The sequence below is a fragment of the Vibrio astriarenae genome (assembly GCF_010587385.1).
Lineage (GTDB): Bacteria > Pseudomonadota > Gammaproteobacteria > Enterobacterales > Vibrionaceae > Vibrio > Vibrio astriarenae.
This window is the reverse complement of sequence record NZ_CP047476.1, coordinates 81,955-107,689: the sequence shown is the minus strand read 5'-3', so window position 1 is coordinate 107,689 and position 25,735 is coordinate 81,955. Positions and strand designations below refer to the sequence as shown.

Below are 25,735 nucleotides of genomic sequence, written 5' to 3'. Positions count from 1 at the left end.
ATTACCTCCCCCTACAAAACAGGATTAACAATAATGGACATCGATATAATCATAGTTTTGGTCTACTTTGCCTTCCTCATCGGGTTAGGTTGGGTATTCCGCTCAGCAGCAGCAAACACCAGTGAATACTTCCGTGGCGGCGGTAAGATGCTATGGTGGATGGTCGGTTCAAGTGCATTTATGATGGCATTGAGTGCTATGACCTTCACTGGGCTAATGGGTAAAGCGCTAACCAGCGGTATGTCAGTTGCTGTCGTCTTTTTTGCCAATGCGCTTGGCTACTTTATTAACTACCTTTTCTTTGCCGCAAAAGCGCGTCAAATGCGCGTAATTAGCCCGATTCAGGGTGTTCGTTTGCGCTTAGGCAAAGTGAATGAGCAAGTGTTTACCTGGGCTAACGTTCCATTAAGCGTTCTGCAAGCAGCCATTTGGCTAAACGGCCTTGCCGTATTTACCAGTGCCGTTGTTGGTGTTCCACTAGAGCAAACCATTGTTGGCGCAGGTCTAGTCGTTCTATTTATCTCACTGGTTGGTGGCAGTTGGGCAGTTATCGCCTCAGACTTCATGCAGATGATCATTATCACTGTGATGACTTTCATTGCTGCGATGGTCGCAATCTGGAAGTCAGGTGGTATCGGTAACCTTCTTGAAGTCGGTTTACCAACACAACAGCTTATCGGGGATGGATACAGTTACTCATACCTGTTTGTCGGTTGGTTCATCTGTATTTTCGTCAAGCAGTTCTTCAGCACCAACAATATGGTGGACTCTTACCGATTCATCGCCTCTAAAGACACAAAGAACGCGCGCAAAGCCGCACTACTTGCTTGTAGCCTAATGATCATCGGCCCACTGATTTGGTTCCTACCTGCTTGGTTTGTGGCTGGTAACTACCCAGACACGGCGACTTGGGGTCTTGAAGGCCTTGGGAGCAAAGTTGCTGATGCGACTTACTACATGTTTGTGAAAAACGAGATGCCAGTGGGTATGGTTGGCTTGATGCTTGCCGCTATGTTTGCTGCAACCATGTCTTCAATGGACTCCGCACTGAACCGTAACGCAGGTATTATCCTTAAGAGTGTGTATGAACCGTACGTATGTAAAAATGCGACGGAAAAGCAACTAATGAATGCAAGCCGTATTTTGACTGCCGCGTTTGGTATCATCATTATCATCACGGCGCTGTTCTTAACTTCTCTAAAAGAATTTGGTCTGTTTGACCTTATGATGCTAGTTGGTACGCTGGTTGGCTTCCCAGTACTCATTCCATCTATCATGTGTTTCTTCGTTCGCAAGACTCCAGACTGGGCTGGCTGGGGCACTATTTTAGTCGGCATGATCGTCTCAGCTATTATCGCCTTTGTGATTACACCACAAATGATTCAAAACATACTGGGACTAGAGCAACCACTGAGTGCGCGTGAGTTCTCTGAAATGAAATCTGTCACTTTAGGTGTTATTGGCCACATGGCGATCACTCTACCATTCTTTGTTCTATCTCGCTTGTTCTACAAAGAGCCATCACCAGAGCGTGCAGCCGAGATCAACAAGTTCTTCAATAATGTGGATACGGAAGTTGTGGTTGAAGAGACATCTACAAGCATCGCAATGGACAACAAACAGCGTGAAATGCTAGGTAAAATGCTCGTTATGGCATCAGGATTCTTAGCGCTGCTGGTACTCATTCCGAACCCTATGTGGGGAAGAATGTTGTTTGTCATTGTTGCGCTCATTATCGGCGGCATCGGTGCTCTTCTGCTCAATGCAGCAAAGCGAGCATCCAATAAGACAACATCCTCTCAATTAAAAACCAGTAACGCATAATAATAACAAGGCAGAGGGCTCCCCCCTCTGCCATAAAGGATCAACATGTCAGTACAACAAAAATTCGGTGGCGAACTTACTGATGAGGAGTTTCGCAAATTCACACTTTACACCGCTCAGAGCAACAACAAACACGACGATGAGGCTCGGGCGCAAATTCTTGGTTTTACCAACCCTGATGTACGAATCGCGCCGGGCGCTATTGTCCGTATTGGTGAGAATCAAATCGGAATCAACTCTTATGTTGGCCTCTACAGCTACGTAAATGGTGATGTCACTATTGGTGAAGATGTTTTAATTGGCCCTCATGTTTCTATCGTGGCTTCAAATCATCTTTTTGAGCCAAGCACACGCTCATTTAGCGGTCGCTCAGACTTACAGAAAGGCAAGGTAGTTATTGAAGATGGAGTTTGGCTGACGACTGGTGTTGTTATTACTCCCGGAACAACCATTGGTCAGTGCTCACTCGTTTGCGCTAACTCAGTGGTCACGACCGATGTACCTGCTTACGCTATTTTCGGTGGTTCGCCAGCGAAGCAACTCGGAAAAATCGACCCTGAAACGGGCGAATATCACTGGTTCAACAAGGAGTAAAAACTGATGCTATCGTTAAATAGAACTCATGATTTTCAGCTATTTACTGCTCCAAACAATGAGCCTGCACTGGTTAACCCACCTTCATTCAACTGGCCTCAAGCTGAATATAAAGGTTTGTATAACTTGGAGCTTGAACAAATCGGAGCTGATAAGTCTTGGCATTGGACGAGTGTGCAATCTCCGTTTCAACTCAACTTCCTACTGGAAGCCGACGAATATCGCTGGCGCGTAACCTGTTTGGATTCTCTAAAGACTTCCGATTGGATGTGTTTTTCGATTACAACAGAGACTGACGAATATGTCGCCCCAACAGCGCTTGAACTTTTTGCCTTGGCTGAAAGCAAAGAGCAGTACATGATGTACTTTGATGAGGACATTTCAGCAGTTAGACAAGCTTCTCCTGGCGTTGAAGACAAGCTCAGAGCCAGTTTGACGGATTTGAATATTAACTCGATTTTATACCCAACCCACTATCGACGTGGGCAAGAAGAAGGCAAGCGCACAGCGATCGCGAACGTACGTAACTGGATTGACCGAGAACTGATGGCACTCACACTTCTCTATAAAGTATGGCAAGACGAAGAGTGTGGTGTAAAAGCACGAGACATTCTCCTGCGTCTTGCTGAGTGGAGCCCGGAAGGCCCTGCAACACTTGTACGCCCGCTAACTTGGGGTGATGAAGTTGGTCTATCACTTTCTCGAAATCTTTACCTTGTTTATCACTGGCTAGCTCCCCTGCTTACCGAAGAAGAAAAGAACTTTGTTCGTCCATTTCTGGTTCGGATTGCTTTTCAAATGGAGGAGAGGCTAGAGCAAGATCAGTTTAAACAGTTCCCTGGCCACTCACACACATCACGCCTACCTGGCTATCTCGGTGTCGCGGCTTTAGTTCTGCACAAAGAGTACGATCAATCTGTCTGTGAACGCTGGCTCAACTATGCTCTGATGACCTATCGAGGTGTTCTTCCGTTTTACGGTGGTCGTGATGGTAGTTGGGTGGAAGGGCCGTTCTATTCTTCTTCATACAGTAAATGGCACCATAGTTTCTTTTTGTCTGTAGAACGTTTGAGTGACTTTTCTTTTTACAACCACCCGTTCTATAAGAACTACGTGAACTTTGCACGAGACTTTGTTGCAACTCAAGAACGTATCCATCCATTCGGTGATGGGTTTTGGTGTCTGCGTGAAGGGAAAGAGTGGCCCGGCTTCTTCGCCCAAAATCCACTGCGTATCTACGCTGAGCGGTTTGGTGATGATGAATCCTTGGCACTATCGAAAGCGCTTGAGTCTCAGATCAGTACGTACAAATTACACTTATTAGATATCGTCCCCACTGTGCCTCAGCTTGCCTATCAAAAAGATAATGTAGCTCTAACGCCTAAAGTATTAGAGGCGCCTAAAACGATCTATTATGACTATGCTGGGTTAGGCAAAGTATCCCATAAAGGGCTATCACTGTATTACCGTGCCAGCCAGTTTGGTAACAGCTCCCATCGTCATGGCGATCAAGGAAACTTTGCGCTGGTCGATCAAGGTGTGAATGTACTGACACCGAGTGGGAGCTACGGCTACCGTTTTGGTAGTAAACATCATAGTCTTTGGACTCGACAAACTAAAGCACATAACTTGCCGCTCATCGGTGGGAATGGACAAATACTCGATTGTGAAACCGCAACTGCTACGGTTGTAGACAAACAACAATCCGAGCATTTCCAATGCGTCACTCTAGACCTATCACAGCCATATAACAGTTGTATCCAATTTATCCGCACGCTTATTCAAGTTGCAGATAAAGGCCTCATTGTTCATGACAAAATCGAGCTACAAGCACCTGACACTCTCCAGTGGCGATTACACAGCCCATTGCTGGCGTGTGTGGAAAACGACTTAGTCACTCTCTCCGCAGACAATAAAATTTACACGCTTAAAGTGACTGCAGATGGCATCAAATCACCGACATTTGTGGAAGAGGTCAATGATGCTGATGGTTTTGCTGGCAATGTGGAGTCTGATGCACAAAAAGACGTCCAACACATCGAGTGGGAAATAGAGCCAAGCAGCAAACACAATGTAACAATGCAATGCTTTAATTCCAATGAGGTAACTTTTAACCAAGAAACCAAGCAGCTTATCGTTCAATACAAAAACGAGGAGTTGACCATGAATCTCACATCTCACGATATTGAGATAAATGAGGCTATCACTGTTTAACGTCCGAAACTGTATTAGCCTCAGAGGTAGGTCTTAAACACCCTTCCTCAAACTCGCTTTTGCTAAATCTTAACCTTCTGTAAATTGGTAATTGCGAGCGTTCGAGCTGATTGGCTGTCAGCTCGAACACCCTCTCATCCTTGATCCTCCTCCCGCGAATTTTATCAATCCGGTGGATGCGCTCTGTAGCACAGTGCTTTTTAATAAAGTAAAGGGATTAACTGAGAGCGCACAGTGAACGAGAGACAACAGCAGCAACACGACTTCGACAAAAGCCAACGACCTCTCATTGTCGGTGATGCAAATCAATGCCCACTCCCACCCAGCGAACTCTCAAATATTGATAGAGACTCCCACTATGTGGTTAAAACGATTGATTCTGGTTTAACGGCTGAAATCTTTCACCTAGTTATTGATGGGAAAGACTACACGTTAAAAAAGCGCAGAGAGCAAGCCAAGGTAAAAAACCTCGATGGCAAATACTCCTTCTTGAATGAGGTGCTTTGTCGCCAACGCTTTGAAAGCCTGAAAAGTGATCCTAACACTGCCCCATTTTTTGAAAATATTATCTCTACCATTTACGCCGATTATCGTCTGGGCATTATTTTGTCGCCTTGGATTGATGGTACACACATTCAAAGACTAGATGCTCAACTTATACGTCAGCTGTTCACCACCTTAGAAGCCATTGAGAGACAAGGCATCATGGAGTGGGACTTGTGTGGAGGAAACCTGCTGGTCGATAGCAATGACAAAGTGTGGCTGTTCGATTTTGGTTATATGTACCCATTCAACCCATTAACTGAGTTCAATAGCAATGGACTTTCCGACCCGATTTTCCATTTTGTGGAACGATTTGAAACCCGATTCTTTTTTGGGTGGTTGTTAGAGAACAAACTCGACACTGAAGAGCAGTTAGCGCTCTACAAAATGCTTAAAGAGCAAGGCGTTGAGAGCTACCAAACGAAACTAGAATGGCTCACGACTCATTCAGCAAAGCCTGAGATTATAGAACACTTTTCTTCAATCATTACAAAGTGGAAATCGGCATTGGCGTGCAATCAGGCGCTTCAGTTGCAGTTTACTCTCGACGCATTTCGCTCGCACGTATTAGACATTGAAGATGATCTCCATGGCCAATCATGCACACCCACCACGCTCAAACGCATTCGCTTTGTGTATCAAGAGTTAGAAAGTAACTTTGAAATACTTGAGAAGACGGGTCAGTTGTTTTACGCGAATGCAGGGCTATCACAATCAAAACTGCTTACGTTGTACAAAGAGAAGTATCAGCAGGCATTGGATTTTCAGGTCAAAGTAAAACCTTCCGGTCCTTATATTCGCCGTTAATCAAGCAATCGCGCGACTACTCCCAGTTACCCAACACTTTATTGAGTAACATGTCCAGTTGGTTTTTTTCATCTTCATTCAGCACATCCAACTTTCTTTTTTCCTGCGCATGCAGCTGGCTAATGATGCTTTCAACCACGGTTTTACCTTGGTGAGTCAATTGAACTAACTTGCTACGACCATCTTCCGGATTCTCTATACGTTCTATTAGGCCGGCTTTTTGAACACGAGATAACACCTTTGTTAGACCGCCGGAGCTAAAAAGCATTGAGCGGTAAAGCTCTGTTGGGGAGAGACAATACGGAGAAGCACTGCGACGTAAGGTGGTTAAAACGCCAAAGTCTGCTTTTTGCAACTCAAAGCCAGCCAATAATTTTTCCAAATCACTGTCTAGGTGGCTATGAATACGATGAATCGTCAAAATCGTTGAACGAAATTCTCCGAATGCCTCAGGCCAATGCTTAGCACCAAGCTTTAGTATATTGTTTAAACTCTCTTGCTGTTCCATCTTGAATCTCACGCCTACTTTGTGCTCCAAATATATCTTGCTAGAAAGATTAAATCCACTTATTATCTTTCCGGAAAGATAAATGAGGTCATAATGAATAATACTGTTAGCAAAACACTCGTCGCTCTGCTGGCCGCCGTCTTCGCAATGACACCTTTTGCGATTGATAGCTACCTACCTGCCATTCCAACCATTGCCGATGAGTTAAATGTCGGTACTGGTATGGTTTCAATTACCGTCAGTATTTATGTTTTTGGCCTTGCGATTGGCCAACTGATTGGTGGCCCTTTATCAGACCGATTTGGAAGAATGAAGATCATGGTTATGGGGCTTGTAATATTTGCTGGATGCAGTTTGATGCTTGCTAACTCCAGCAGTATTGAAAGCTTTTGGCTATGGCGTATTCTCCAATCCCTGGGGGGTGGTATAGCCGTGGTAGGCGTGCCTGCAACAATCAGAGATAACACCGAAGGAAAAGAGTCAGCGAAACTCTTCGCGTTAATTGCATTGATCAGCATGATTGCCCCTTCTATCGCGCCAACGGTCGGTACAACAATTATGAAGCTGTCCAGCTGGCATTGGATCTTCATTGTCTCCGCTGTATTTGCCTTGCTTGTCGCTTTAGCTGCAACAAAAGTCCTACCCAAACCAAAGTCGTCTGCACAGCTTAAACATGCCGTAAGTTATCGACAGGTGTTTCGTACTAAACAGGGTCAAGGTTACTTGATTTCGCAAAGCTTTAGTTTTTCTGTACTCATGACTTTTATCGCTAACGGCGCATTTATATATATGATCCACTTCGGTGTCTCTCCAGAAGAGTTTTCTGCGCTTTTTTTGGTGAATGTACTAGGCGTTGCGTTAATTAACCGACTCAATTCCTTCTTACTCAATACCCATGCTCCTGAAGTGTTATTAGTTCGATTTATTTCCATGCAAGTAGTAGGGACGGTAGTTTTACTCCTTTCGCAACTTGTCGCTCCTGACAACCTCTGGTTCGCTTTGGTTGGATTCATCATCACGATATCGGCGAACGGAGGGATTATGGCGAACTCTAATGCAAGTTTCCTCAAGCACTTTAGAAAAGGGGCCGGGGTGGCTTCAGCCGCTCTTGGTGCAACTCAATTCTTCACCGCCGCAAGTATCAGTGCATTAGCAGCAGTATTGAGCGCACACTCGCTTTGGCCTGTTGTCTTGATCATGTTTGTCTCGGCTTCTGTTTCACTAAGAGGAGCACTCAAGGCAAATAGTGTTAATCAAATCTACCAAAGCCCTATAGAGGTGAAAATCTAAAGAGTGCTGAGCTAAAACTTTACTTAACATTTTTTTTACATCTGTATTTGTAAAATACCGTGCGATGGTCAATCGATTATTGGCCGCGAATCAAAAATTACTAACCTGAGTTTGGCATAAGCAATACAAGCGGTGCTGAGTAACAGTGTCTTGAAACTTGCAAAGTGTCGACATTTTTTGTGTAAAAAGTGGAGAGTAAAATGAAAAGAACTGTATTGGGCACAGCCCTTATCATCATTAGCTCAGCAAGTTTCGTTGGCTACGCGGCGAGTCACTCTGACATTATCCCCAAAGAGCAAGCAATAGAAGCAGCGCTCGCTGCAGTCAACGTTGAAGTATTGGGTATTCGCCACGATGAACCCGACACCCAATGGGATGTGTTCGTTAAAAAAAACGAAAAAGCTTATGAGATTGAAGTGAATGCCATCACTGGCGAGATTGTGGCGGTTGAAGAAGAAACGCTAGAAGAGATTCAGGCTGAGCTTTCCGGTGACCTCTCACATGAAGGTACTATTGGCGATGTAGACAAATAGCCAGTTTGACAATTTGAACCGATAAAAATGGGCGCTATTTGCGCCCATTTCATGTTTAGCGTGTCACTTAAGCCTCTACTGGAGCAAAAGTCTTTACAACACTGTTATCACTGCCTAAGCCATTTGGCACGTACTCGTCAGCTGCATGGTCATTTTCCCATACTGACTCATCGAGCAAGTAACGGAACTGAAACGCCTGATCTTTTGGAAGACGCATTTTAGTCGTGAAGACTTTCTGGCGATTTAGCTTTAACGGTGTCGCTTGCCAGTCATTAAAATCACCGCTAATGGCGACACTCGTAATATCTGACTCGCCCTTTGGCCACTGAAACGTAACCTCGACTTCATCTTTTGTTTTGAAAAAACGTTTTGTGATCATATCAACTCCTAGTCAATCCTTTCCTTTGACAGCTGCAAGTAAAATGCCAAATAAACAAACAGTTAGAACATGAGTTTTGGGGGCAATATTGCTCACGACTCTCCCTGTCAGCGTGCAAACCGCACTCTAAGTGTGCGAATTTCATCCACACCTGTATTAAGCAATAAGTAGCACAAAATTGCTACGAGCAATGGCTGATAACGAGTGGTTGGACTACAAAACGTGACGAGCGTCAACTATTTGGGGCGTAGATAAAGAAAAAGGCAGCCGTAGCTGCCTTAATCCATTCCCAACCAACTGAGAATACGTTGTTATGCTTTTTTCAGGTCTTGAGCTGGGTAAGTCAGCGTCATGCCGTCCACAGTAACGTGAACATAGAAACCGCCTGCACTTAAACCAGTCACTACCATTTCGCCTAACTCGATGCCTTTAGTAGCAACGACACGATCTTCAATTGAAAACATACTTAAACCCTAACTAGACAAAAATATCTCGGGCGCATTAGAACGGATTTCCCACATTCTAACTAATCCAGTTTTTAATCGTGTCGACAAACTAAACGCATCAACTCTGCCTTAATTATTCAGAGTAAGCGTTACACACCATTCTCCAGTTTTTAGGAAGAACAAATGTCCCCTTCTCAACCGTCACGGTCTGAGTGAACTCAATCTCGTTTGAAGAGCGTCCTAGCATTAAGTTGAAGTCTCCCCCTTCCACTACGCGCTGGTGTTTAGCATTAGTGAAGTTCAACATATCTACCGGTAGCTCAAACACAACGCGCTTCGTCTCTCCAGCAGCAAGGTGCACCTTCTTGAAACCTTTTAGTTCCTTCACTGGACGAACCACAGTAGAGAGCACATCGCGAGAGTACAGCTGCACCACTTCTGCGCCATCACGAGATGAAGTGTTGGTCAGATCGCAAGATACAATAATCATATCTGAAGCAGACACCTCAGCGTTGGCAACTTGGAAGTTTGAATATTTGAACTCACTGTAACTTAGGCCATGACCAAAGTTGTATTTAGAACCGAAGTGATAAGCGATTGGCGTACCCGCACTTTTCAGCTTGTGATTATAGAAGTAAGGCACTGCTCCCACGTTCTTAGGAATAGAGACTGTCAGTTTGCCACTTGGGTTGACATCACCCAGCAACACATCAGCAATCGCATTCGCGCCTTCTTGGCCCGGAGCCCATCCATAAACGATTGCCGCAGCCTCTTCCTCTGCTCGGCCTAGGTTATATGGACGACCGCCAGTGACAAGAACGACCACACGCTTGCCAGTATCGAGTACTTGGTCAATTAATTGTTGCTGCACGCCCGGAAGATCTAGGCTATCTGCATCTGAGCCCTCTCCGACGGTACCTGTCTGGAATAGGCCTGCTAAGTCACCCACGCAGACAACCGCGACATCACTAGTGCTGGCGGCTTCTACTGCTGATTCAATCAGGCTCGTATCCATACTAACAGGAGACTCACTTGCCTGTGCGACCGCCATATCGACATCACCTGGGAATACCGGTGCATTCGCATGACGTTGAGTTAAGATGTCACAACCTTTTGCGTATTGCAGGCTTGGTATACGCTCAGCCAGTGCTTCTTTGATGGATTTCGCCACACGTTCTGTTGACTCATCACCACTTAAGATCAAGTGAACAGGGAAGCTATAGCCGCCTAGCAACGCCAGTGGATCATCCGCCGTTGCCCCTAGCAAAGCAACCGACTGCGAACGAGTTAACGGAAGCGTGCCATCATTCTTGAGGAGTACAATAGACTCACTCGCCACTTGATACGCTGTCTTTGTACTGTGCTCGTTATGAATCGCTTCACTTGGCACTGCGGTGTAAGGATTTTCAAATAAGCCAAGGTCAAACTTGAACGTCAAAATGCGCGATACAATCTCATCGAGTTTGTCGTGGGTCATCAAGCCCAACTCAAGTGCTTGATGCAGTTTGTTGGAGCAAGCATCATCTGGAAGTTCAACATCTAGGCCAGCGTTAAATGCCAAAGCAGCGGCTTCAGTACTATCTTGAGCAACGGCATGGTGCGCTTTCAACAGATCGACACCGCCATAGTCAGCCACAATCAAACCATCAAAGCCCCATTGCTCACGCAGCACTTCTGTTAGCAGGTAGTGCGATGAATGACATGGCTCACCATCAATATCATGGTAAGCCGGCATAACAGAGCCTGCGTTCGCCAGTTTTACCGCCATCTCAAATGGCAGCATGAATGTATCATTCAGCTCTTTAAAGCCTAGATTAACGGGTGCGTGGTTACGTGCACCCTCACTTGCAGAGTGTCCAACGTAGTGCTTCAAGGTTGCGAGTAAATCACGTTTTGGCCCCTGTAACCCTTTCACATAGTGGGAAGACATAACACCGACATGGTATGGGTCTTCACCTAGCGTTTCTTCTGTACGTCCCCAACGAACATCGCGAGAGACATCTAGCACAGGAGCTAAACCCTGCTTGGCCCCGACTGCACGAGCTTGTCGACCAATATCCTCTGCTGCTTGCTCGATCAACTCTGGGTTCCAAGTATGTCCATAGTTTAGCGATGACGGGTATAGTGTCGCCTCTTTTGCCATTAAACCGACTAAACACTCTTCATGGGACATCGCTGGAATACCTAAACGAGTCTCTTCAATTAGGTATTTTTGTAGCTGATTGAGCGCTTCGACCCCTTGCTTCGGTGTAACCACATGCGTACCGAGTGGACGGGTAATTTGGCCCAGACCATACTTTAGTTTTTCTTTAACGGTTTTTTGTTCAGCATTCGACGTCATCTCAAGCTCGCGTTCGCTGTGATTGCCGTGTTCATCAAGCAGCAACCATTGAGCGCCAAGCTGAGCGATTTTTTCTTCGAGGGTCATTTGACTCAACAGATCAGCAACGCGCTCTTGTGTTGAGTAATTAGGATTTTTGTAGATAGTCATTGGGGGTCTCTCCGCCTTTTATGCTTTGATAAGACTATCTACAATTTCGTAATGAATTTCCTAGCAGGAGAGCTGAATTACCAAACTCCATACATTGGTTACCAAAAAACGCATAAATTAGAAGTTTCTATTACCTTTGTGTCTCTGCTTCATTCCGGATACCTTGCCCATGCTCTACACGAAAACGAATCGGTGCGACGCCAAACTGCTTTAGAAAGACTTGCGAGAGATACGACTGCCCCGGATAGCCGCACTGTTTGGCGATGGACTCTAACTTTTCGTTGGTGCTTAGCAGCAAGTGTTTCGCACGCTCTAAGCGTAAATGGGTTAGGTATTGATGTGCCGTCATACGGTGCGCGATCAAGAATCGAGTATCGAGTGTCTTTCTCGATATCCGGCAGTGATCCGTCACCTGCTTGATCTTCATATTGACGTGGAAATGATTACGAATATAACTCTCTGCTTTCACCACCACCGGATCGACAGAGTTATCTTCTAACGTTGTTTGAGCATGGATCAGTTTATAGGATGAAAACTCAGCGCGAACGGTGCGTTTATAGCGAATCCGCTTATCTAACGTTTCAAAGCACAGTTTCCCTAACTCAAATGGGTTAAGCTCTACTGAAGACAGCGGAATGGGGGAGAGCATACGCTCAGTATCATCACAATCGGTACCAATAATTGACACTTGCTCTGGCACTTTAATTTTTAGACTTTTACACAGGCTGGCCATACGACAAGCTGAACGATCAGAAGAACAATAGATACCGAGGGGAAAGCGACGCTCTTTCAAAGCGGTTTCTACATCGCTGATATAGTTTAAGCCGCTAACATTCGCAGTTTTCTCAAAGGCGCTCGCGCGCTCACTACTCCATGGTGTCACAAAGTCTCTCTGATTGGCAAAATAGCTGACATTGTCGATATTGCGTTTAGCAAAGGCTTGTAAAGCAGTATTTGCCAAACCCGCATTATCGAGCTCAACAACCGACAGTTCTGCGTGTAACCCCTGCTCTTTATGATTGGTGATCACCACCGTTTTACTATCCAGTGTATTCACAATCTGGCGGTTTTCCGGCTTATCATAGTCAGCAATGATGTAGTCCCATCGCTTTGACAAGATAAAATCTAGGTTACTCGGGCACTCTAGGTGGATCTCGAGTCGACTGTCCAGCTCATCCGCTTTGGCTTTAATTCCTTTTAAGATCTGACGATCGTAATAGATCATGCTGTCCAAAAGCAGCAACAGTGATTTTTCCATGCATCTCCTCACTAGAAATGGAAAAAGCCCCACCTTTGGGCAGGGCTTAGAGTGCTTATCAGGAGCGACAAGCCTCTCGGGGGTCTATTAACCTAGCTCTGCATTGTGAGCAAGTGGCTTACGGTCTTCTTGCTCTTTTGCATCTAGTGCGAGCATCGCTTTGATTTGATCTAACTTCTGATTATCTAGCTTGTAGAACATCATGATGACAGCGAGAGAAGCGAAGAAAATACCTGGGATAACAGTAAATAGCAGGTTAATCGCGTTGATTGCTTCAGGTGTTTGCGTTTCTGCACCACCTTGGTAGCCAAACCAAGCAAGAATCCAGCCTACACCAGCACCACCGAGTGCAATACCTAACTTAATAGCAAATAGGTTTGTTGAGAACACCATGCCACTTAGTGAACGGTTACTGCGTGTTTTTTCATAATCAACCACATCAGACATCATGCTCCAGAGGATTGGAGTGGTACTCATCTGAACCACACCAAGCAAAATGACCAGCGCGAATACCATTGCGATGTTGCTTGGGTCAACGAGGTAGAGCAGCGCAGATAGGAAGCCAGAAGCGATGATCAGTGCACGGTAAACTTTTGGTTTGTCGTATTTTCCAAGTACTGGTGCAGAGAAAATCGCACCAACGATGTTTGCAAGCATACCAACAACCATCAATGTGGTAGCCAGGTCAGGGCGTCCCATCACCGAGTTAACATAGTACATAGTCGAAGCCGCTTTAAGCACAACACCCGTCAATAGTACTGTGTTCACAATAAACAGAATGCGCCATTGGTTGTTCTTCATCAGAAGCTTGAGGTCTTCCAGTACGGACTGCTTGTCTTCTTCTTCATGAACAACACGTTCACGTGTATTTGCAAAACTAACAAAGAACAAGGCAATCGCACCAAGACCCATAATCGCCATCGCACCTAGGTAGCCTTTTTGGACGTCGCCTTGACCAATAACATCAACAAGCGGTAGCGCCACCATAGCAACAACCAGACCACCAGCGGTACTCAACGCAAAACGGTAAGACTGCAAAGAGGTACGCTCTTGGGAATCATCTGTCATCGCATTTGCCATCGCACAGTAAGGAACGTTAATGGCCGTATACATAAGAGTTAAGAAGATATAAGACGCATATGCGTAAACAATTTTGCCCGTCTCACCCAAGTCTGGAGTAAAGAAAGCAAGCATACATGCGATACCAAACGGTACAGCCATCCATAGTAGATAAGGACGGTAGCGACCGTGTTTAGACTTTGTTCTATCGACAACCGATCCCATCAGTGGGTCTGTCACAGCATCAATAAAACGCACGAGAAGGAACATGGTGCCCATATGTGCTGGTGATAGGCCGTAAATATCAGTGTAGAAATAGGCAAGGAAAAGCATGACGGTTTGCCACACAAAGTTACAGCCGGTGTCACCCAAACCGTAAGCTATCTTCTCTTTCACTGATAACTTAATCGTACTCATTATAATTTCTCTCCGGGATACAGTTTTTCTGACACTCATTTTGGCTGGGCAACAAATATAATCAATTTGCCCAAATTAGTAACCCCGTTACGATATTTACTTAGTGTGACCAATCTTGCATAAAAACAATAACAAAAATCACTACATCATTATAAATCAACAACTTAAGATTAAATCTTATGATTTACAATTCTAATAACCTTCTATTTTTGAGAGCTTACGCACGTTTAATAAATAGAAGAATTTTGGTATCAAAAATCATAATTGCTGAAGTGAGTGAAAACGTTAAACATTGAACATGAACGAAGTCCACATACTACTGCTAACGGAATTTTGGCTATGACTGAATATTTTAAAGACATTAAGAAGATCCAATTTGAAGGAAAGGGTTCAACTAACCCTCTAGCATTCCGCCATTATGACGCGGACAAGATGATTCTTGGTAAGAGCATGAAAGAGCACCTGCGCTTTGCTGCTTGTTACTGGCACAACTTCCGCTGGGGTGGTGCAGACATCTTCGGTGATGGCACATTTGACCATGAGTGGCTAAAAGCTTCTGACCCAATGGAACAAGCACGCGTTAAAGCGGATGCTGCATTCGAGTTTTTCGCAAAGCTTGGCGTGCCTTACTATTGTTTCCACGATACTGACGTAGCTCCAGAAGGTCACTCTCTAAAAGAGTACGTAAACAACTTTCAAACTATGGTTGACGTGCTTGAGCAGAAACAAGAAGAGACTGGCATGAAGCTCCTTTGGGGCACTGCGAACGCTTTCTCTAACCCACGCTACATGGCGGGGGCAGGTACTAACCCTGATCCTAAAGTGTTTGCTTACGCGGCTACTCAAATCTTCAACGCAATGGGCGCAACACAACGCCTTGGTGGTGAAAACTACGTACTTTGGGGTGGTCGTGAAGGTTATGAAACGTTGCTAAACACAGATCTACGTCAAGAGCGCGAGCAGCTTGGTCGACTAATGCAGATGGTCGTTGAGCACAAACATAAGATTGGCTTTAAAGGCTCAATCTTGATTGAGCCCAAACCACAAGAGCCAACTAAGCACCAGTACGACTACGATACGGCTACGGTTTACGGCTTCTTGAAACAGTTTGGTCTTGAGAAAGAGATCAAAGTTAACATCGAAGCAAACCACGCAACACTGGCAGGTCACAGCTTCCACCACGAAGTGGCTACGGCAACTTCACTAGGTATCTTTGGCTCTATTGACGCGAACCGTGGTGATGCACAACTAGGTTGGGATACAGACCAATTCCCGAACAGCGTAGAAGAAAACACGCTAGTGATGTACGAAATCTTGAAAGCTGGCGGCTTCACTACTGGTGGTTTCAACTTCGATGCTCGTGTACGTCGTCCATCAACGGACCTCGCAGACTTCTTCCACGGTCACATTGGTGGTATGGATACCATGGCTCTATCACTAGAGCGTGCTGCTGAGATGATTGAAAATGACGTTCTTTCTAAGAACATCGCTCAACGCTACGCGGATTGGAACACTGACCTAGGTAAGAAGATCCTTTCAGGTGACCTTTCACTGGAAGCGGTTGCTGACTACGCGGTAGACAACAACATCGCACCAGCAAAAGTTTCCGGTCGCCAAGAGTACCTAGAAAACATTGTGAACGGATTCATTTACAAGTAATGCTGTAAACGTTGCGATATTTGGTGTGCTTGCTCCAAGTTTCGCAACGTCACATGAGTCACTATCACAAGCCCAAGTATACTCAGGGGGAGATGCTTGGGCTTTTTTCTTCCAGCTAGCTTTTTTTCTAACTAACGTTTTTTGCTAAGTCACTTTTTGCTTAAGTTACTTTCGATTCGAATAAATAAGGTTTCTGGACTCCCCTCTACTTCGATATCGCTGTTTCCTGATCTGAGAATGAATAATGACACAAATGATTCAAAACCCAGTGCTTAAAGGCTTTAACCCTGACCCTTCCATCGTACGCGTCGGCGATGACTACTATATCGCAACGTCCACGTTTGAATGGTTTCCTGGTATTCAACTGCATCACTCTAAAGATATGGTGAACTGGCGCTTAGTCGGTCATGCGCTGACGCGCACCAGTCAACTTGACATGAAAGGCATGGATAATTCGGAAGGTGTCTATGCCCCTGCCTTAACCTACTCTGATGGCAAGTTTTGGCTTTGCTTCTCTAATGTTCACTCTTGTCGTGGTGGCAACTGGATGGCAACACCATCGTTTGTCATCACTGCGGACAATATCGAAGGCCCATGGAGCGAGCCGGTGTCTATCGGCAACTATGGGTTCGATCCTTCCCTATTCCACGATGATGATGGCAAGAAATACATGCTTAACATGGTGTGGGATGGTCGAGCAAAAACCAACTTCTTCGGCGGCATCGTGCTTCAAGAGTTTGACTCTGAGTTAGGTCAGCTCGTTGGAGAGCCAAAGAACATCTTTGCGGGCACCGAGCTCGGCTGTACTGAAGGCCCTCAGATGATGAAGAAAGATGGCTATTACTACCTCATTACGGCGGAAGGTGGTACGGAGCGTAATCACGCGGTCACGGTTTGTCGCTCTAAAAACATCTGGGGACCTTATGAAGTTCATCCTGACAACCCTATTCTCACCAGTCGTTTTCAAGAGCATGCAGAGCTATCGCGTGCTGGCCATGGTTTCTTAGTAGAAACACAAAACGGAGAGTGGTATTTAAGTCATCTTTGTGGACGTCGCATACCAAACCCTGAGGGCTATCAGTTCATGCCGAAGTATGACAACGGCTTCTCGATTTTGGGTAGAGAAAGTGCGATTCAAAAAGCGCACTGGGACAACAATTGGCCATACGTAACGACGGGGAAAACGCCTGTTGTTGACGTTATCGCACCGGAGTTAGAACCATGCCCTTGGCCTGCATTGCCCGCACGTGAGGATTTTGACTCAGCGGTACTTGATGTGAACTTCCAAACACTGCGCGAGCCAATGGATGATGCGTGGGGCTCACTCACTGAACGCCCAGGTTATCTGCGCTTGAAGGGACGCCATTACTTATCATCACGCTATGAGCAAAGCATGATCGCGCGTCGCTTCCAGTCACACTATGCCAGTGTTGAAACCAAAATGGAGTTTAACCCACAGACGCCATATCAAATGGCTGGATTGTGTGCCTACTACTCTCGTAACGGACACTACTTCCTGAAGATGACCTGTAACGATGAGGGTCAGCGAGTGCTGCAAGTAGTTGGTAATATCAATGACGTTTATGGTGAGTATTCAGACGACGTGCTAATCGGTGATGCAAGTGAAGTTTATCTAAAGCTCGACTTGGACTATCAATGGTACACCTTTAAGTTCTCATTGGATGGTGTGAACTGGCAGCAAATTGGCCCTGCTTTGAACAGTACTCCACTGTCTGATGAAGGTGGCCCAGACATCTTCCGATTCACCGGTAGTTTCGCTGCATTGTTTGCCGCCGATATCACCGGACAACAAGTCCATGCCGACTTTGACTACTTCGACTATCAAGAAAAGTCGTAATCACTGCTAGGCAAACGATAGGCAAAGGCCAGATATTGTCACAGACAACTGGCCTTTCAAAAAAGACAAGAAACACTACTAAATATCATATATCGATTACCAAACTACAAATAGATAACGCTTATGCAAGTTTGTATATTGAATTTAGTAAATTGAGTCCAACGTAGAGAACAAAAAATGACTGAATCAGTAGTAGAAAAACCAGAAGTCAGTGATGCAGAGCGCGTAACAGAGCAAGACTTAGCACGAGCAAGCTCTCTAACCCCTATCTCCTCTCCCCTCGTTACACATATGTATACCGCAGACCCATCCGCACATGTGTTTAATGGCCGTATCTACATTTATCCATCGCATGATGTTGAAACCGATCAGCCTTTGAATGACAACGGTGATCACTTCGACATGCGAGACTACCACGTCATCTCTCTTGATCGCCCTTTCGGTAAAGCCACCGATCACGGCAACGCCTTAGACGTGAAAGACGTCAAATGGGCTGAGCGTCAAATGTGGGCACCGGATGCAGCGGAGAAAGACGGTAAGTACTATCTCTACTTCCCAGCGAAAAACTATGAGGGCATTTTCCACATTGGTGTTGCCGTTGGTGATCATCCTGAAGGTCCTTTCATACCTGAAGAGTCGCACATTGAGGGCACTTACAGTATTGACCCTGCTGTGTTCCAAGATAATGACGAGTACTACATGTACTTTGGTGGCCTGTGGGGTGGTCAACTGCAGAATTACCGTGACAATGAATACGGTGAAGAGATCTTCCCTGAAGATCATGAGCCAGCACTAAAACCACTTGTCGCAAAACTGGCTGACAACATGGTTGATTTGGCTGAGGCACCGCGAGAGATTGAGATCCTTGACGAAAATGGTGAGCTGCTACTTGCAAGCGATAACGACCGCCGCTACTTCGAAGGCCCTTGGATGCATAAGCACAATGGCGTTTACTACTTCTCATACTCGACTGGCGATACGCACAAAATCGTTTACGCCACCAGCGAATCACCATACGGTCCATTTAAGTATCAAGGTGTGATTCTTGAGCCGGTATTGGGTTGGACAACACACCACTCAGTGGCTCAATACCAAGGTAAGTGGTACCTGTTCTACCACGATAGCTCTCTATCTGCAGGCCAAACTCACCTGCGTAGCATCAAGATGGCAGAGCTTACGCACAATGAAGATGGTTCTATTGAAACCATCAAGCCGTATTTAGACTAATCAATCGTTTGAACGAAAAAAGGAGCTGACTCTCAGCTCCTTTTTGCATTCTATTTAGATGTGCACAATACAAGATAAAAAACCGGGGGTGATTAACCCCCATAATGGGCTCTAGTTTTTCTCTATCAGAGAAATTAGGGCACTTTTTAATAGCACCTCTTGTTTTTCGTCCAGTGTGTTGAGCCACTGACGTTGAATCTTAGTGACGATCTCATTACCACTTTTATGCACGATTTTGCCTGATGCTGTAAGTTGAATGAGTTTTAACTTTTGATTGGTTGGGTGAGATACCGTTGTCACCAGTTCGCGTTTCAACATGTTGTCGACCAAACGCTTGACTGTACTTCTCTCTTTCATCAACTTATCAGCTAATGCCTGCTGAGAAAGCTTTTTGTGATAGTCGAGTATCTCTAGTGCTTTTTGCATCTCAGTAGTGATGTCATGTTTATCTAACAGTACTTCTTGGACTTGATTACGAAAGCGACGGTACGCCACCCCCATCACAAAAAAAGTCGACTCATGAAGCAGCGGTGATGCTATTTCATCATCGTTATAAGCCATAATGATACCTTGGAGCATTCGTTAGTTGTCAGTCACTAAAGTAGTAACATGGATGGTAAGATCATTTTGTTGCAGCTACAACATAAAAATCTAGACATTCATGTTTTGTAGCAACTATCTGCTATTTGAAACATTTAGTAGTTGGTTGGTAAATATCATTCCTCCTCGTGGCAACAAATTCGAAGCTAAATATAAATGTGTTCAGGGGTGCGAATCACACAGAAGAACGCTGACCCACTTGTCTCTAGTACACTGCTTTATTCAGTGTTATTCGATGCCCGTTTTCCATCAGGATTACGTGTGGTTTCGTAACACTATGAATAATAGAAACAACTAATCTTAACGACAAAAATATTTTGTTGTTCACATTGCGATTCTCCGCATATCTTTCGCCTATCAATAACACTCATTAATCGAGATGATTGCAATGTCAAATCAAGATGTTCGTCAAGGAAAAACTCGCTTCTACGACAACACCCACTTTTCACGTGGTTTTTCTAAATCAGGTGACTTTACTTTGGTCGAGGACGAAATTTTAACCTTCTTTGGTACAACACTTTTAGCTCTTGAACGTGGCGACTTGACGCCAGAAAACCAAGCGGAAGTGGACTTTCTAAATGTCGTAAAAGGTCAAAAAGAGCCTACAACCAAACTGGAAAAAACTTGGGCGAAATATGTCAAACTCTCTCGTGGCAAAAAGCGCTTTCACTCACTAAATAGTAAACCGATTATCAGTGAAGACGACTACAACGCCTACGCCTTAGGGGATGACGAGTAATGAACATCTGTTTTCTTATGTACCCTTGGGAACGAGTTTGCCCGGAAACAGACACAACATTACGTTTGGTACACGAGTGTGCTTCTCGAGGCCACACCGTGGCGATTACAACAACCAGTGGTCTGACCATACGCGATAGTACAGTATTTGGTTTTTGTAATGTCCTGAAGAAAGGTCAAAAGATATCAGACAAGATTCCCTCATTCTATCGTCAAGCTGAGTTCTCCAAAGCTCGCTTACCGATGGCTGGCTTTGATGTGATCTTCATGCGTGCAAACCCTCCTCTGGATAACTTAGCACTGAACTTTCTGGACTCAATAAAAGATGACACCCTCATCATTAATGATCTTGAGGGGCTTCGTCTTGCAAACAATAAACTCTATACCGCGAGTATGGGTGGTGCTGCGAGTGAGTTTATTCCTGCGACACACGTGTCTAAAAATCGCGATTACCTGCAGCGTGTTTTAGAGGAAAGCGACAGTGAAAAGATGATTCTAAAGCCACTCAATGGCTTTGGCGGTCATGGCGTGATTGTGATTGAAAAGAATGCACAGCAGAACTTCCGCTCTTTGCTCGATTTCTATATCGGTGAAGGAGATCAAAGCAACTATGTGATCCTACAAGATTATATTGAGGGTGCAGAGGAAGGCGATAAGCGAATTCTTATGCTGAATGGTGAGCCAATCGGTGCAATGAGGCGCGTCCCTGCAACAGGCGAAATCCGCTCAAATGTTCATGCTGGTGGCACCGTTGTTAAGCATAGTATCACCAAAGAAGAAAAACGGTTATGTGCTGCTATTGGCCCAAAATTGGTTCGAGATGGTCTTTACTTCACGGGCTTGGATGTAATTGGCAACAAGTTGGTTGAGGTTAATGTACTCAGTCCTGGTGGCATCATGCGTATCAACAAGCTCAACCGCGTCAGACTACAGCGTCAGGTCATCGATTTTGTTGAGAACATAGTGAACTCCAAAGACCTGCTTCAACAGAGAAAAAGTGCTTTCCGTATGGCTGTTAAGAATGCCCACATTGAACCATAAAAAATATACACTATCTGAAATGCTCTCGCTTATCCAGCGAGGGCAACCTTTTGCTGGTGAACTTGCGGACGCTGGTTGTTTCGTCAAAATCGATGAATACCTCCCTGTGGTATGTACCGCCATTCACGCAGGCTCTCGTCTGCGAGATGAATTAGTGCATCGTTGTGTACTTACTGAGCCTGAGCGACTGTTTGAAGAGGACCCTTTCACTGACAATATGATCGCATCCCAACCTATTACCATGGTGGGATTAGACTCGCGATTTGAATATGACTTGAATCGAGCCATGACCTTGAGTACGTACTACAAGTCGGCATGGAATCGATTAGTCTGGAAGAAGCCGCTTAGCACCAAACATCGAACTGAGAGTCATCGCAAACACTCGGCATTCTATACCCTCTATGAAGCCATCATAACTAAGCTTGAGGCCCTGCATGACAGCGTGGTTGTGTTTGACATTCACTCATATAACTATAAGCGCCAGCGTAATGATGCTCCTGTGTTTAACATTGGCACTACCCAAATAGATATGGAACGTTGGGGATCAGTCGTGCATCGGTTTGCCTCGGAATTGGCTAAGATCCCGCTGCCTAATATTTCAACAACAGCTGAGTTGGATTCCGTCTTTGAAGGCAGAGGCTACCTGATCTCACATACCAATGCTCATTTTGACCGCACCCTTGTTCTGCCAACGGAAGTCAAAAAAGTCTTCATGGAAGAAGAGAGTGGCACACCGTTTCCTTTAGTATTAGAGGCATTACAATCTGGACTAAAAGCGGCATTTAGCCAAACCAGTGCGTTTGTTCAACGTAAGTACAACAAAAAGCGTCGAACTAACAAAGCCGATATGTTGAGTTCTTGCATTGAGCCAGCCCTACTGAATGTTGATCGGCAGCTATATCAACTTGCGAATAAAGTTGAAACGCTCAAATACGTTAACCCGACGAACTTGATTGCTGAGTTTAAGCGCTTTGAGGCAAACCCTAGTCGATATAAACCGAACTATCGCTATCGACAGTTGCCAATCAATGTTAGCGATTTTAAACAACGCCTCTACCGATTGCCTATAGAGAAGATTTCCGATCCTGACATGCGCCACTTATACAGTGATATGGTGCAAAAACTTAATGATAAGATGGATTTACTCACTTCTGTAGGGAGTGAAGCATTCTTGTATAACGCATTGCGCTATCACGGACGTCCTAATGAAAAAGACTTAGGGAATGCTCGGTTTCTACTCTATGCAAAACCACTTGAGGAAGAGATAAACGAGACATTTACCTCGAAAGAGGCAATGGACAAACTGTCAACGGCAGCAGTGAAACTGGGTATGAGATGTAAGGTGGCTTCCTCAAGCAAAATAGCGGCGAGGGCAATGGTATCGGCTCAACCACCAACACTGCATGTGAATAGCAGGGCTATTTTCACTGATCGAGAAATAGAACGGTTGGTTCAACATGAACTCGGCGTTCATATGGCAACAAACTATAACGCTCGAACTCAGCCACTTAAAGTTTTGCGTTTAGGTCTACCCGGTTCAACCCTATCTCAAGAAGGTTTGGCAATCTTAGCTGAATATCGGTCTGGTAACTTGTCACATGAGCGCATCAATATGTTGGCGAAACGCGTCTTAGCTGTAGACTCAATGCTGAATGAACAGGATTTCTATCAAACCTATAGCTATCTATATGAGGGATTGAATCTGGATAAAGAGAGCGCATTTTCCCTAACGTCTCGAGTATATCGCGGCGGTGGTTTTACTAAAGATCACTTATACCTTAAAGGCTTCTTGCAAGCTCTACAGACAGAAAAGCAGCGTTCTATCGACAATATGTATGTTGGGAAATGCAGTTTCCGATACCACGATTTATTGGATGAACTGATGAACCGTGGTTGGTTGAAAGCACCCACTTTCATGCCATGTCGAGACGAATCAATCAATAGTGACCCTATCCTAGACTATTTAATAGAATCACTAGTTGTGTAATCTGCTAGTAATGTATTGAAGGAGAACGCTTTGCTGACCGCTAGATAGTAATGGTTCTAGTTTTTATAGCTGCTCAGCATTTCACCTCTTCTTACTTCCCTCGACATATTAAAGTATGTGTAATACGTGCGCTAAGCGAGTAACCGCCACTTTCAACTCTTCAGAGGTTGCATTAGTGAAGTTAAGTCGCAGCGCCGTTTTTACCTCAGCGCCTTCTGGATAAAAAACTGGGCTTGGCACGACGGCAACACCGTTTACTAGTAGCTGTTTGGCTAGCTCAAACGTATCGCACTCTGGAATTTCTACCCATACGAACATGCCGCCATCAACGGGCCTCAAGACACAACCGGTTGGCAGCTGTTTTTCTAGCTCTGAGAACATTACATCATAACGAGACTTATACAACTCACGAATGATGGTGATATGCGTTTCGAAGTTGTCATGCTCCAGCAAGCCATGTAAGAGTGCTTGCATTGGAACACTTGAGTGCAGGTCAGCCCCTTGTTTAATTTTTATAAGTGGCTCCAAATAGCTGACTTTTCCCGTAACAACACCGATACGAAGACCCGGGGAAGCAATCTTAGAGAATGAACGAAGCACGATAGCGTTTTGTGGACAGAAATCAGAAACCATCGGAAGAGCCTCACCTGAAAAACGCAGTTCGCGATACGGCGCATCTTCGATTAGAGCTACATCGTATTGAATACATAGCTCTGCAACCTTTTGCCTTGTTTCCAATGCCCAGCATACGCCAGTTGGGTTATGGAAATCTGGCACCGCATAAAACATTTTCGGCTTTTGCTCTGCAAAGCATTGCTCAAGCTCTTCAAGGTTTGGGCCAAAGTCAGTTTGAGAAACGGTAAGGATATTTGCTTGAACCAAGCCAAACACCTGCATCGCACCGAGATAGCTTGGGACTTCCATCAAGACTTTGTCACCTGGATTCACATAGGCGCGTGCGATTAAATCTAACCCTTGTTGAGAGCCAGTGGTAATCATGATGGTATGTGTTCCAGGAAGCTTGAAATAATCGCCTAGAAAACTCAATAGAGGTCCGTAGCCTGATGTTGAACCGTATTGGAACACCTCTGGCGTGTCTGCCAAACGTTCAAGCGTCGGCTTCATTAACTCTAATGGGAAGGTCTTCTCGTCCGGCAGACCACCAGCAAGTGAAATGACATTTTTATCGCTTGCGGCAGCGAGGATTTCTCGAATGTAGGATGACTTTATTTGTTGTAGGGACTGCGCGATTTCCATATGTGTGTTTCTCGTATTATTGACGGTTGCTCTTAATCGAAGCGAGTTTACATGGGAATTGCCAAACCTTTCGTGTCCATTTATGCTGTTAAACATGTCCATTTATGCGAATTTGTGTGAAGTGTTAGGTTATGAGCCAGCAACAGGTTTCCAGAATCAATGACGTTCTGTTCTATATTCACCAAGACATAAGTAGAGAACTATCCGCTAAAGAGCTGGCCGATGTAGCAGCGTATTCTGAGCAGCACTTCCACCGCATATTCAAAGACGTGGTGGGGGAGTCTATTCATCAATACATTCGTCGCACACGCATGGAATACGCTGCAAACCAACTGATGTTCGATACTAAATCATCAGTCGTCGATATAGCGAATAAGTGTGGTTTCAGCTCGGTATCGTCTTTCAGCCGCGCCTTCAAAACCACCTTTGGTATGTCACCCGGAGCTTGGCGCAAGCACGATCTACAAGTTGCCGAAAAACCTTACCTAAAGGCTCCTGAAGTGGCAGCGGGTTACCATCGAGTTGCGAGGCGAACCTTGCCCGAGCCAAAGATTATTGAAGTGCCACAACGCTTTGCTGCCTACGTCCGTCATGAAGGCTATAACCGTTCGATTCGCAATGCTTGGCTAGTGTTAAAAGCATGGGCTCACTCAGAGCGCCGTGATTTCTCGCAGCAATATGGTTTGCATCATTCTAATCCAGCTTGGGTAGAGTTGGACAAATGTCGCTATGTGGCGTGCATGGCGATTGATAAACCGCTCAAGTATCGTGGCGTCGTCAACCAAATGACGATTCCAGGTGGCTTGCACGCGGTGTTTCGATTGACGGGTGTTTATGGCGAGCTGCTGCCACAAATCAGCATAATACTAGAGACATGGTTACCAAACTCTGGCTTCAAACAGCGCTCTACACCTGCGTATGTTCACTATCATCAAAACCACTTTTTAAACCATGAAGAAGCATTTGAGTTAGATTTTTACTTACCTATAAGTTTCTTCTAGAAGC

The 25,735-nt window shown here is 45.1% G+C and carries 21 protein-coding genes; 13 read left to right on the top strand and 8 right to left on the bottom strand.

From position 1 onward, the window contains the following. Positions 1-33: 33 nt before the first annotated feature. The 4 genes from GT360_RS14955 (at position 34) to GT360_RS14940 (ending at position 5,982) form a co-directional block, all read left to right on the top strand. Positions 34-1,824 carry a sodium:solute symporter family transporter gene (locus GT360_RS14955; protein ID WP_164649765.1) on the top strand — a complete coding sequence of 597 codons (1,791 nt, stop codon included), beginning with the start codon at positions 34-36 and terminating at the stop codon, positions 1,822-1,824. A 45-nt stretch (positions 1,825-1,869) separates the two neighbouring features. After that, positions 1,870-2,418 (top strand): acyltransferase, encoded by a 549-nt coding sequence (locus GT360_RS14950; RefSeq protein WP_164649764.1) that lies wholly within the window; start codon positions 1,870-1,872, stop codon positions 2,416-2,418. 6 nt (positions 2,419-2,424) lie between these two features. After that, positions 2,425-4,632, top strand: a complete 2,208-nt coding sequence (locus tag GT360_RS14945) for a heparinase II/III domain-containing protein (RefSeq protein ID WP_164649763.1) — start codon at positions 2,425-2,427, stop codon at positions 4,630-4,632. Between the two features lie 234 nt (positions 4,633-4,866). Continuing rightward, complete coding sequence (locus tag GT360_RS14940; RefSeq protein ID WP_164649762.1) at positions 4,867-5,982, top strand: protein kinase family protein; 1,116 nt, start codon at positions 4,867-4,869, stop codon at positions 5,980-5,982. 16 nt (positions 5,983-5,998) lie between these two features. On the opposite strand, the gene GT360_RS14935 is transcribed toward GT360_RS14940, so the two are convergent. Further along, complete coding sequence (locus tag GT360_RS14935; RefSeq protein ID WP_164649761.1) at positions 5,999-6,490, bottom strand: MarR family winged helix-turn-helix transcriptional regulator; 492 nt, start codon at positions 6,488-6,490, stop codon at positions 5,999-6,001. Positions 6,491-6,583: 93 nt separating this feature from the next. On the opposite strand from GT360_RS14935, the gene GT360_RS14930 reads away from it, so the two are divergent. Both GT360_RS14930 and GT360_RS14925 read left to right on the top strand, forming a co-directional pair. Beyond that, on the top strand, positions 6,584-7,780 hold the full coding sequence (locus GT360_RS14930) for a multidrug effflux MFS transporter (protein WP_164649760.1): 1,197 nt from the start codon (positions 6,584-6,586) through the stop codon (positions 7,778-7,780). 200 nt (positions 7,781-7,980) lie between these two features. After that, positions 7,981-8,313 carry a PepSY domain-containing protein gene (locus tag GT360_RS14925; RefSeq protein WP_164649759.1) on the top strand — a complete coding sequence of 111 codons (333 nt, stop codon included), beginning with the start codon at positions 7,981-7,983 and terminating at the stop codon, positions 8,311-8,313. Between the two features lie 67 nt (positions 8,314-8,380). Here GT360_RS14925 and GT360_RS14920 read toward each other — a convergent pair whose 3' ends face one another. From GT360_RS14920 to GT360_RS14905, 5 genes are all read right to left on the bottom strand, one after another. Continuing rightward, complete coding sequence (locus GT360_RS14920; protein ID WP_164649758.1) at positions 8,381-8,692, bottom strand: isoamylase early set domain-containing protein; 312 nt, start codon at positions 8,690-8,692, stop codon at positions 8,381-8,383. A gap of 311 nt (positions 8,693-9,003) precedes the next feature. Continuing rightward, a complete protein-coding gene (locus tag GT360_RS21845) occupies positions 9,004-9,156 on the bottom strand; it encodes a hypothetical protein (RefSeq protein ID WP_204274591.1) in 153 nt (50 codons plus the stop codon). A gap of 115 nt (positions 9,157-9,271) precedes the next feature. Then, positions 9,272-11,629: a glycoside hydrolase family 3 N-terminal domain-containing protein gene (locus GT360_RS14915; protein ID WP_164649757.1), complete on the bottom strand. Its 2,358-nt coding sequence runs from the start codon at positions 11,627-11,629 to the stop codon at positions 9,272-9,274. Between the two features lie 130 nt (positions 11,630-11,759). Further along, positions 11,760-12,887 carry a helix-turn-helix domain-containing protein gene (locus GT360_RS14910; protein WP_164649756.1) on the bottom strand — a complete coding sequence of 376 codons (1,128 nt, stop codon included), beginning with the start codon at positions 12,885-12,887 and terminating at the stop codon, positions 11,760-11,762. 87 nt (positions 12,888-12,974) lie between these two features. Beyond that, on the bottom strand, positions 12,975-14,363 hold the full coding sequence (locus tag GT360_RS14905; RefSeq protein ID WP_164649755.1) for a glycoside-pentoside-hexuronide (GPH):cation symporter: 1,389 nt from the start codon (positions 14,361-14,363) through the stop codon (positions 12,975-12,977). A gap of 339 nt (positions 14,364-14,702) precedes the next feature. On the opposite strand from GT360_RS14905, the gene xylA reads away from it, so the two are divergent. From xylA to GT360_RS14890, 3 genes are all read left to right on the top strand, one after another. After that, entirely contained in the window at positions 14,703-16,022 is a 1,320-nt protein-coding gene (gene xylA / locus GT360_RS14900; protein ID WP_164649754.1) for a xylose isomerase, read from the top strand. Positions 16,023-16,266: 244 nt separating this feature from the next. After that, the gene (locus tag GT360_RS14895) at positions 16,267-17,880 is read left to right on the top strand and encodes a glycoside hydrolase family 43 protein (protein ID WP_164649753.1); all 1,614 of its coding nucleotides are present in this window, start codon (positions 16,267-16,269) and stop codon (positions 17,878-17,880) included. Between the two features lie 177 nt (positions 17,881-18,057). Continuing rightward, on the top strand, positions 18,058-19,107 hold the full coding sequence (locus GT360_RS14890; RefSeq protein ID WP_164649752.1) for a glycoside hydrolase family 43 protein: 1,050 nt from the start codon (positions 18,058-18,060) through the stop codon (positions 19,105-19,107). A 111-nt stretch (positions 19,108-19,218) separates the two neighbouring features. Here the strand turns inward: GT360_RS14890 and GT360_RS14885 are convergent, their stop codons facing one another. Continuing rightward, positions 19,219-19,668, bottom strand: a complete 450-nt coding sequence (locus GT360_RS14885) for a MarR family winged helix-turn-helix transcriptional regulator (protein WP_164649751.1) — start codon at positions 19,666-19,668, stop codon at positions 19,219-19,221. Between the two features lie 427 nt (positions 19,669-20,095). Here GT360_RS14885 and GT360_RS14880 point away from each other — a divergent pair, with 427 nt between their 5' ends. From GT360_RS14880 to GT360_RS14870, 3 genes are read left to right on the top strand one after another with little or no spacing between them, the layout of a single operon-like run. Next, a complete protein-coding gene (locus tag GT360_RS14880; protein ID WP_164649750.1) occupies positions 20,096-20,446 on the top strand; it encodes a MaoP family protein in 351 nt (116 codons plus the stop codon). After that, positions 20,446-21,486 carry a glutathione synthase gene (gene gshB / locus GT360_RS14875; protein ID WP_164649749.1) on the top strand — a complete coding sequence of 347 codons (1,041 nt, stop codon included), beginning with the start codon at positions 20,446-20,448 and terminating at the stop codon, positions 21,484-21,486. The genes GT360_RS14880 and gshB overlap by 1 nt, the downstream gene beginning before the upstream one ends. Beyond that, positions 21,467-23,473, top strand: a complete 2,007-nt coding sequence (locus GT360_RS14870) for a flavohemoglobin expression-modulating QEGLA motif protein (protein WP_164649748.1) — start codon at positions 21,467-21,469, stop codon at positions 23,471-23,473. Before gshB ends, GT360_RS14870 begins: the two co-directional genes overlap by 20 nt. Before the next feature lie 108 nt (positions 23,474-23,581). On the opposite strand, the gene GT360_RS14865 is transcribed toward GT360_RS14870, so the two are convergent. Beyond that, the gene (locus tag GT360_RS14865) at positions 23,582-24,730 is read right to left on the bottom strand and encodes an aminotransferase-like domain-containing protein (RefSeq protein WP_164649747.1); all 1,149 of its coding nucleotides are present in this window, start codon (positions 24,728-24,730) and stop codon (positions 23,582-23,584) included. Between the two features lie 131 nt (positions 24,731-24,861). On the opposite strand from GT360_RS14865, the gene GT360_RS14860 reads away from it, so the two are divergent. Beyond that, positions 24,862-25,731 (top strand): AraC family transcriptional regulator, encoded by an 870-nt coding sequence (locus GT360_RS14860; RefSeq protein ID WP_164649746.1) that lies wholly within the window; start codon positions 24,862-24,864, stop codon positions 25,729-25,731. The last annotated feature ends 4 nt before the right edge of the window (positions 25,732-25,735 follow it).

What these genes read in the sequence shown, in the direction of transcription:
- GT360_RS14920 (WP_164649758.1), bottom strand. Translation starts at nt 8,692, where the DNA reads ATGATCACAAAACGTTTTTTCAAAACAAAAGATGAAGTCGAGGTTACG.
- GT360_RS14865 (WP_164649747.1), bottom strand. Translation starts at nt 24,730, where the DNA reads ATGGAAATCGCGCAGTCCCTACAACAAATAAAGTCATCCTACATTCGA.
- GT360_RS14910 (WP_164649756.1), bottom strand. Translation starts at nt 12,887, where the DNA reads ATGGAAAAATCACTGTTGCTGCTTTTGGACAGCATGATCTATTACGAT.
- GT360_RS14930 (WP_164649760.1), top strand. Translation starts at nt 6,584, where the DNA reads ATGAATAATACTGTTAGCAAAACACTCGTCGCTCTGCTGGCCGCCGTC.
- GT360_RS14880 (WP_164649750.1), top strand. Translation starts at nt 20,096, where the DNA reads ATGTCAAATCAAGATGTTCGTCAAGGAAAAACTCGCTTCTACGACAAC.
- GT360_RS14870 (WP_164649748.1), top strand. Translation starts at nt 21,467, where the DNA reads ATGCCCACATTGAACCATAAAAAATATACACTATCTGAAATGCTCTCG.
- GT360_RS14890 (WP_164649752.1), top strand. Translation starts at nt 18,058, where the DNA reads ATGACTGAATCAGTAGTAGAAAAACCAGAAGTCAGTGATGCAGAGCGC.
- GT360_RS14895 (WP_164649753.1), top strand. Translation starts at nt 16,267, where the DNA reads ATGACACAAATGATTCAAAACCCAGTGCTTAAAGGCTTTAACCCTGAC.
- GT360_RS14885 (WP_164649751.1), bottom strand. Translation starts at nt 19,668, where the DNA reads ATGGCTTATAACGATGATGAAATAGCATCACCGCTGCTTCATGAGTCG.
- GT360_RS14905 (WP_164649755.1), bottom strand. Translation starts at nt 14,363, where the DNA reads ATGAGTACGATTAAGTTATCAGTGAAAGAGAAGATAGCTTACGGTTTG.
- GT360_RS14860 (WP_164649746.1), top strand. Translation starts at nt 24,862, where the DNA reads ATGAGCCAGCAACAGGTTTCCAGAATCAATGACGTTCTGTTCTATATT.
- GT360_RS14915 (WP_164649757.1), bottom strand. Translation starts at nt 11,629, where the DNA reads ATGACTATCTACAAAAATCCTAATTACTCAACACAAGAGCGCGTTGCT.
- xylA (WP_164649754.1), top strand. Translation starts at nt 14,703, where the DNA reads ATGACTGAATATTTTAAAGACATTAAGAAGATCCAATTTGAAGGAAAG.
- gshB (WP_164649749.1), top strand. Translation starts at nt 20,446, where the DNA reads ATGAACATCTGTTTTCTTATGTACCCTTGGGAACGAGTTTGCCCGGAA.
- GT360_RS14925 (WP_164649759.1), top strand. Translation starts at nt 7,981, where the DNA reads ATGAAAAGAACTGTATTGGGCACAGCCCTTATCATCATTAGCTCAGCA.
- GT360_RS21845 (WP_204274591.1), bottom strand. Translation starts at nt 9,156, where the DNA reads ATGTTTTCAATTGAAGATCGTGTCGTTGCTACTAAAGGCATCGAGTTA.
- GT360_RS14950 (WP_164649764.1), top strand. Translation starts at nt 1,870, where the DNA reads ATGTCAGTACAACAAAAATTCGGTGGCGAACTTACTGATGAGGAGTTT.
- GT360_RS14955 (WP_164649765.1), top strand. Translation starts at nt 34, where the DNA reads ATGGACATCGATATAATCATAGTTTTGGTCTACTTTGCCTTCCTCATC.
- GT360_RS14935 (WP_164649761.1), bottom strand. Translation starts at nt 6,490, where the DNA reads ATGGAACAGCAAGAGAGTTTAAACAATATACTAAAGCTTGGTGCTAAG.
- GT360_RS14945 (WP_164649763.1), top strand. Translation starts at nt 2,425, where the DNA reads ATGCTATCGTTAAATAGAACTCATGATTTTCAGCTATTTACTGCTCCA.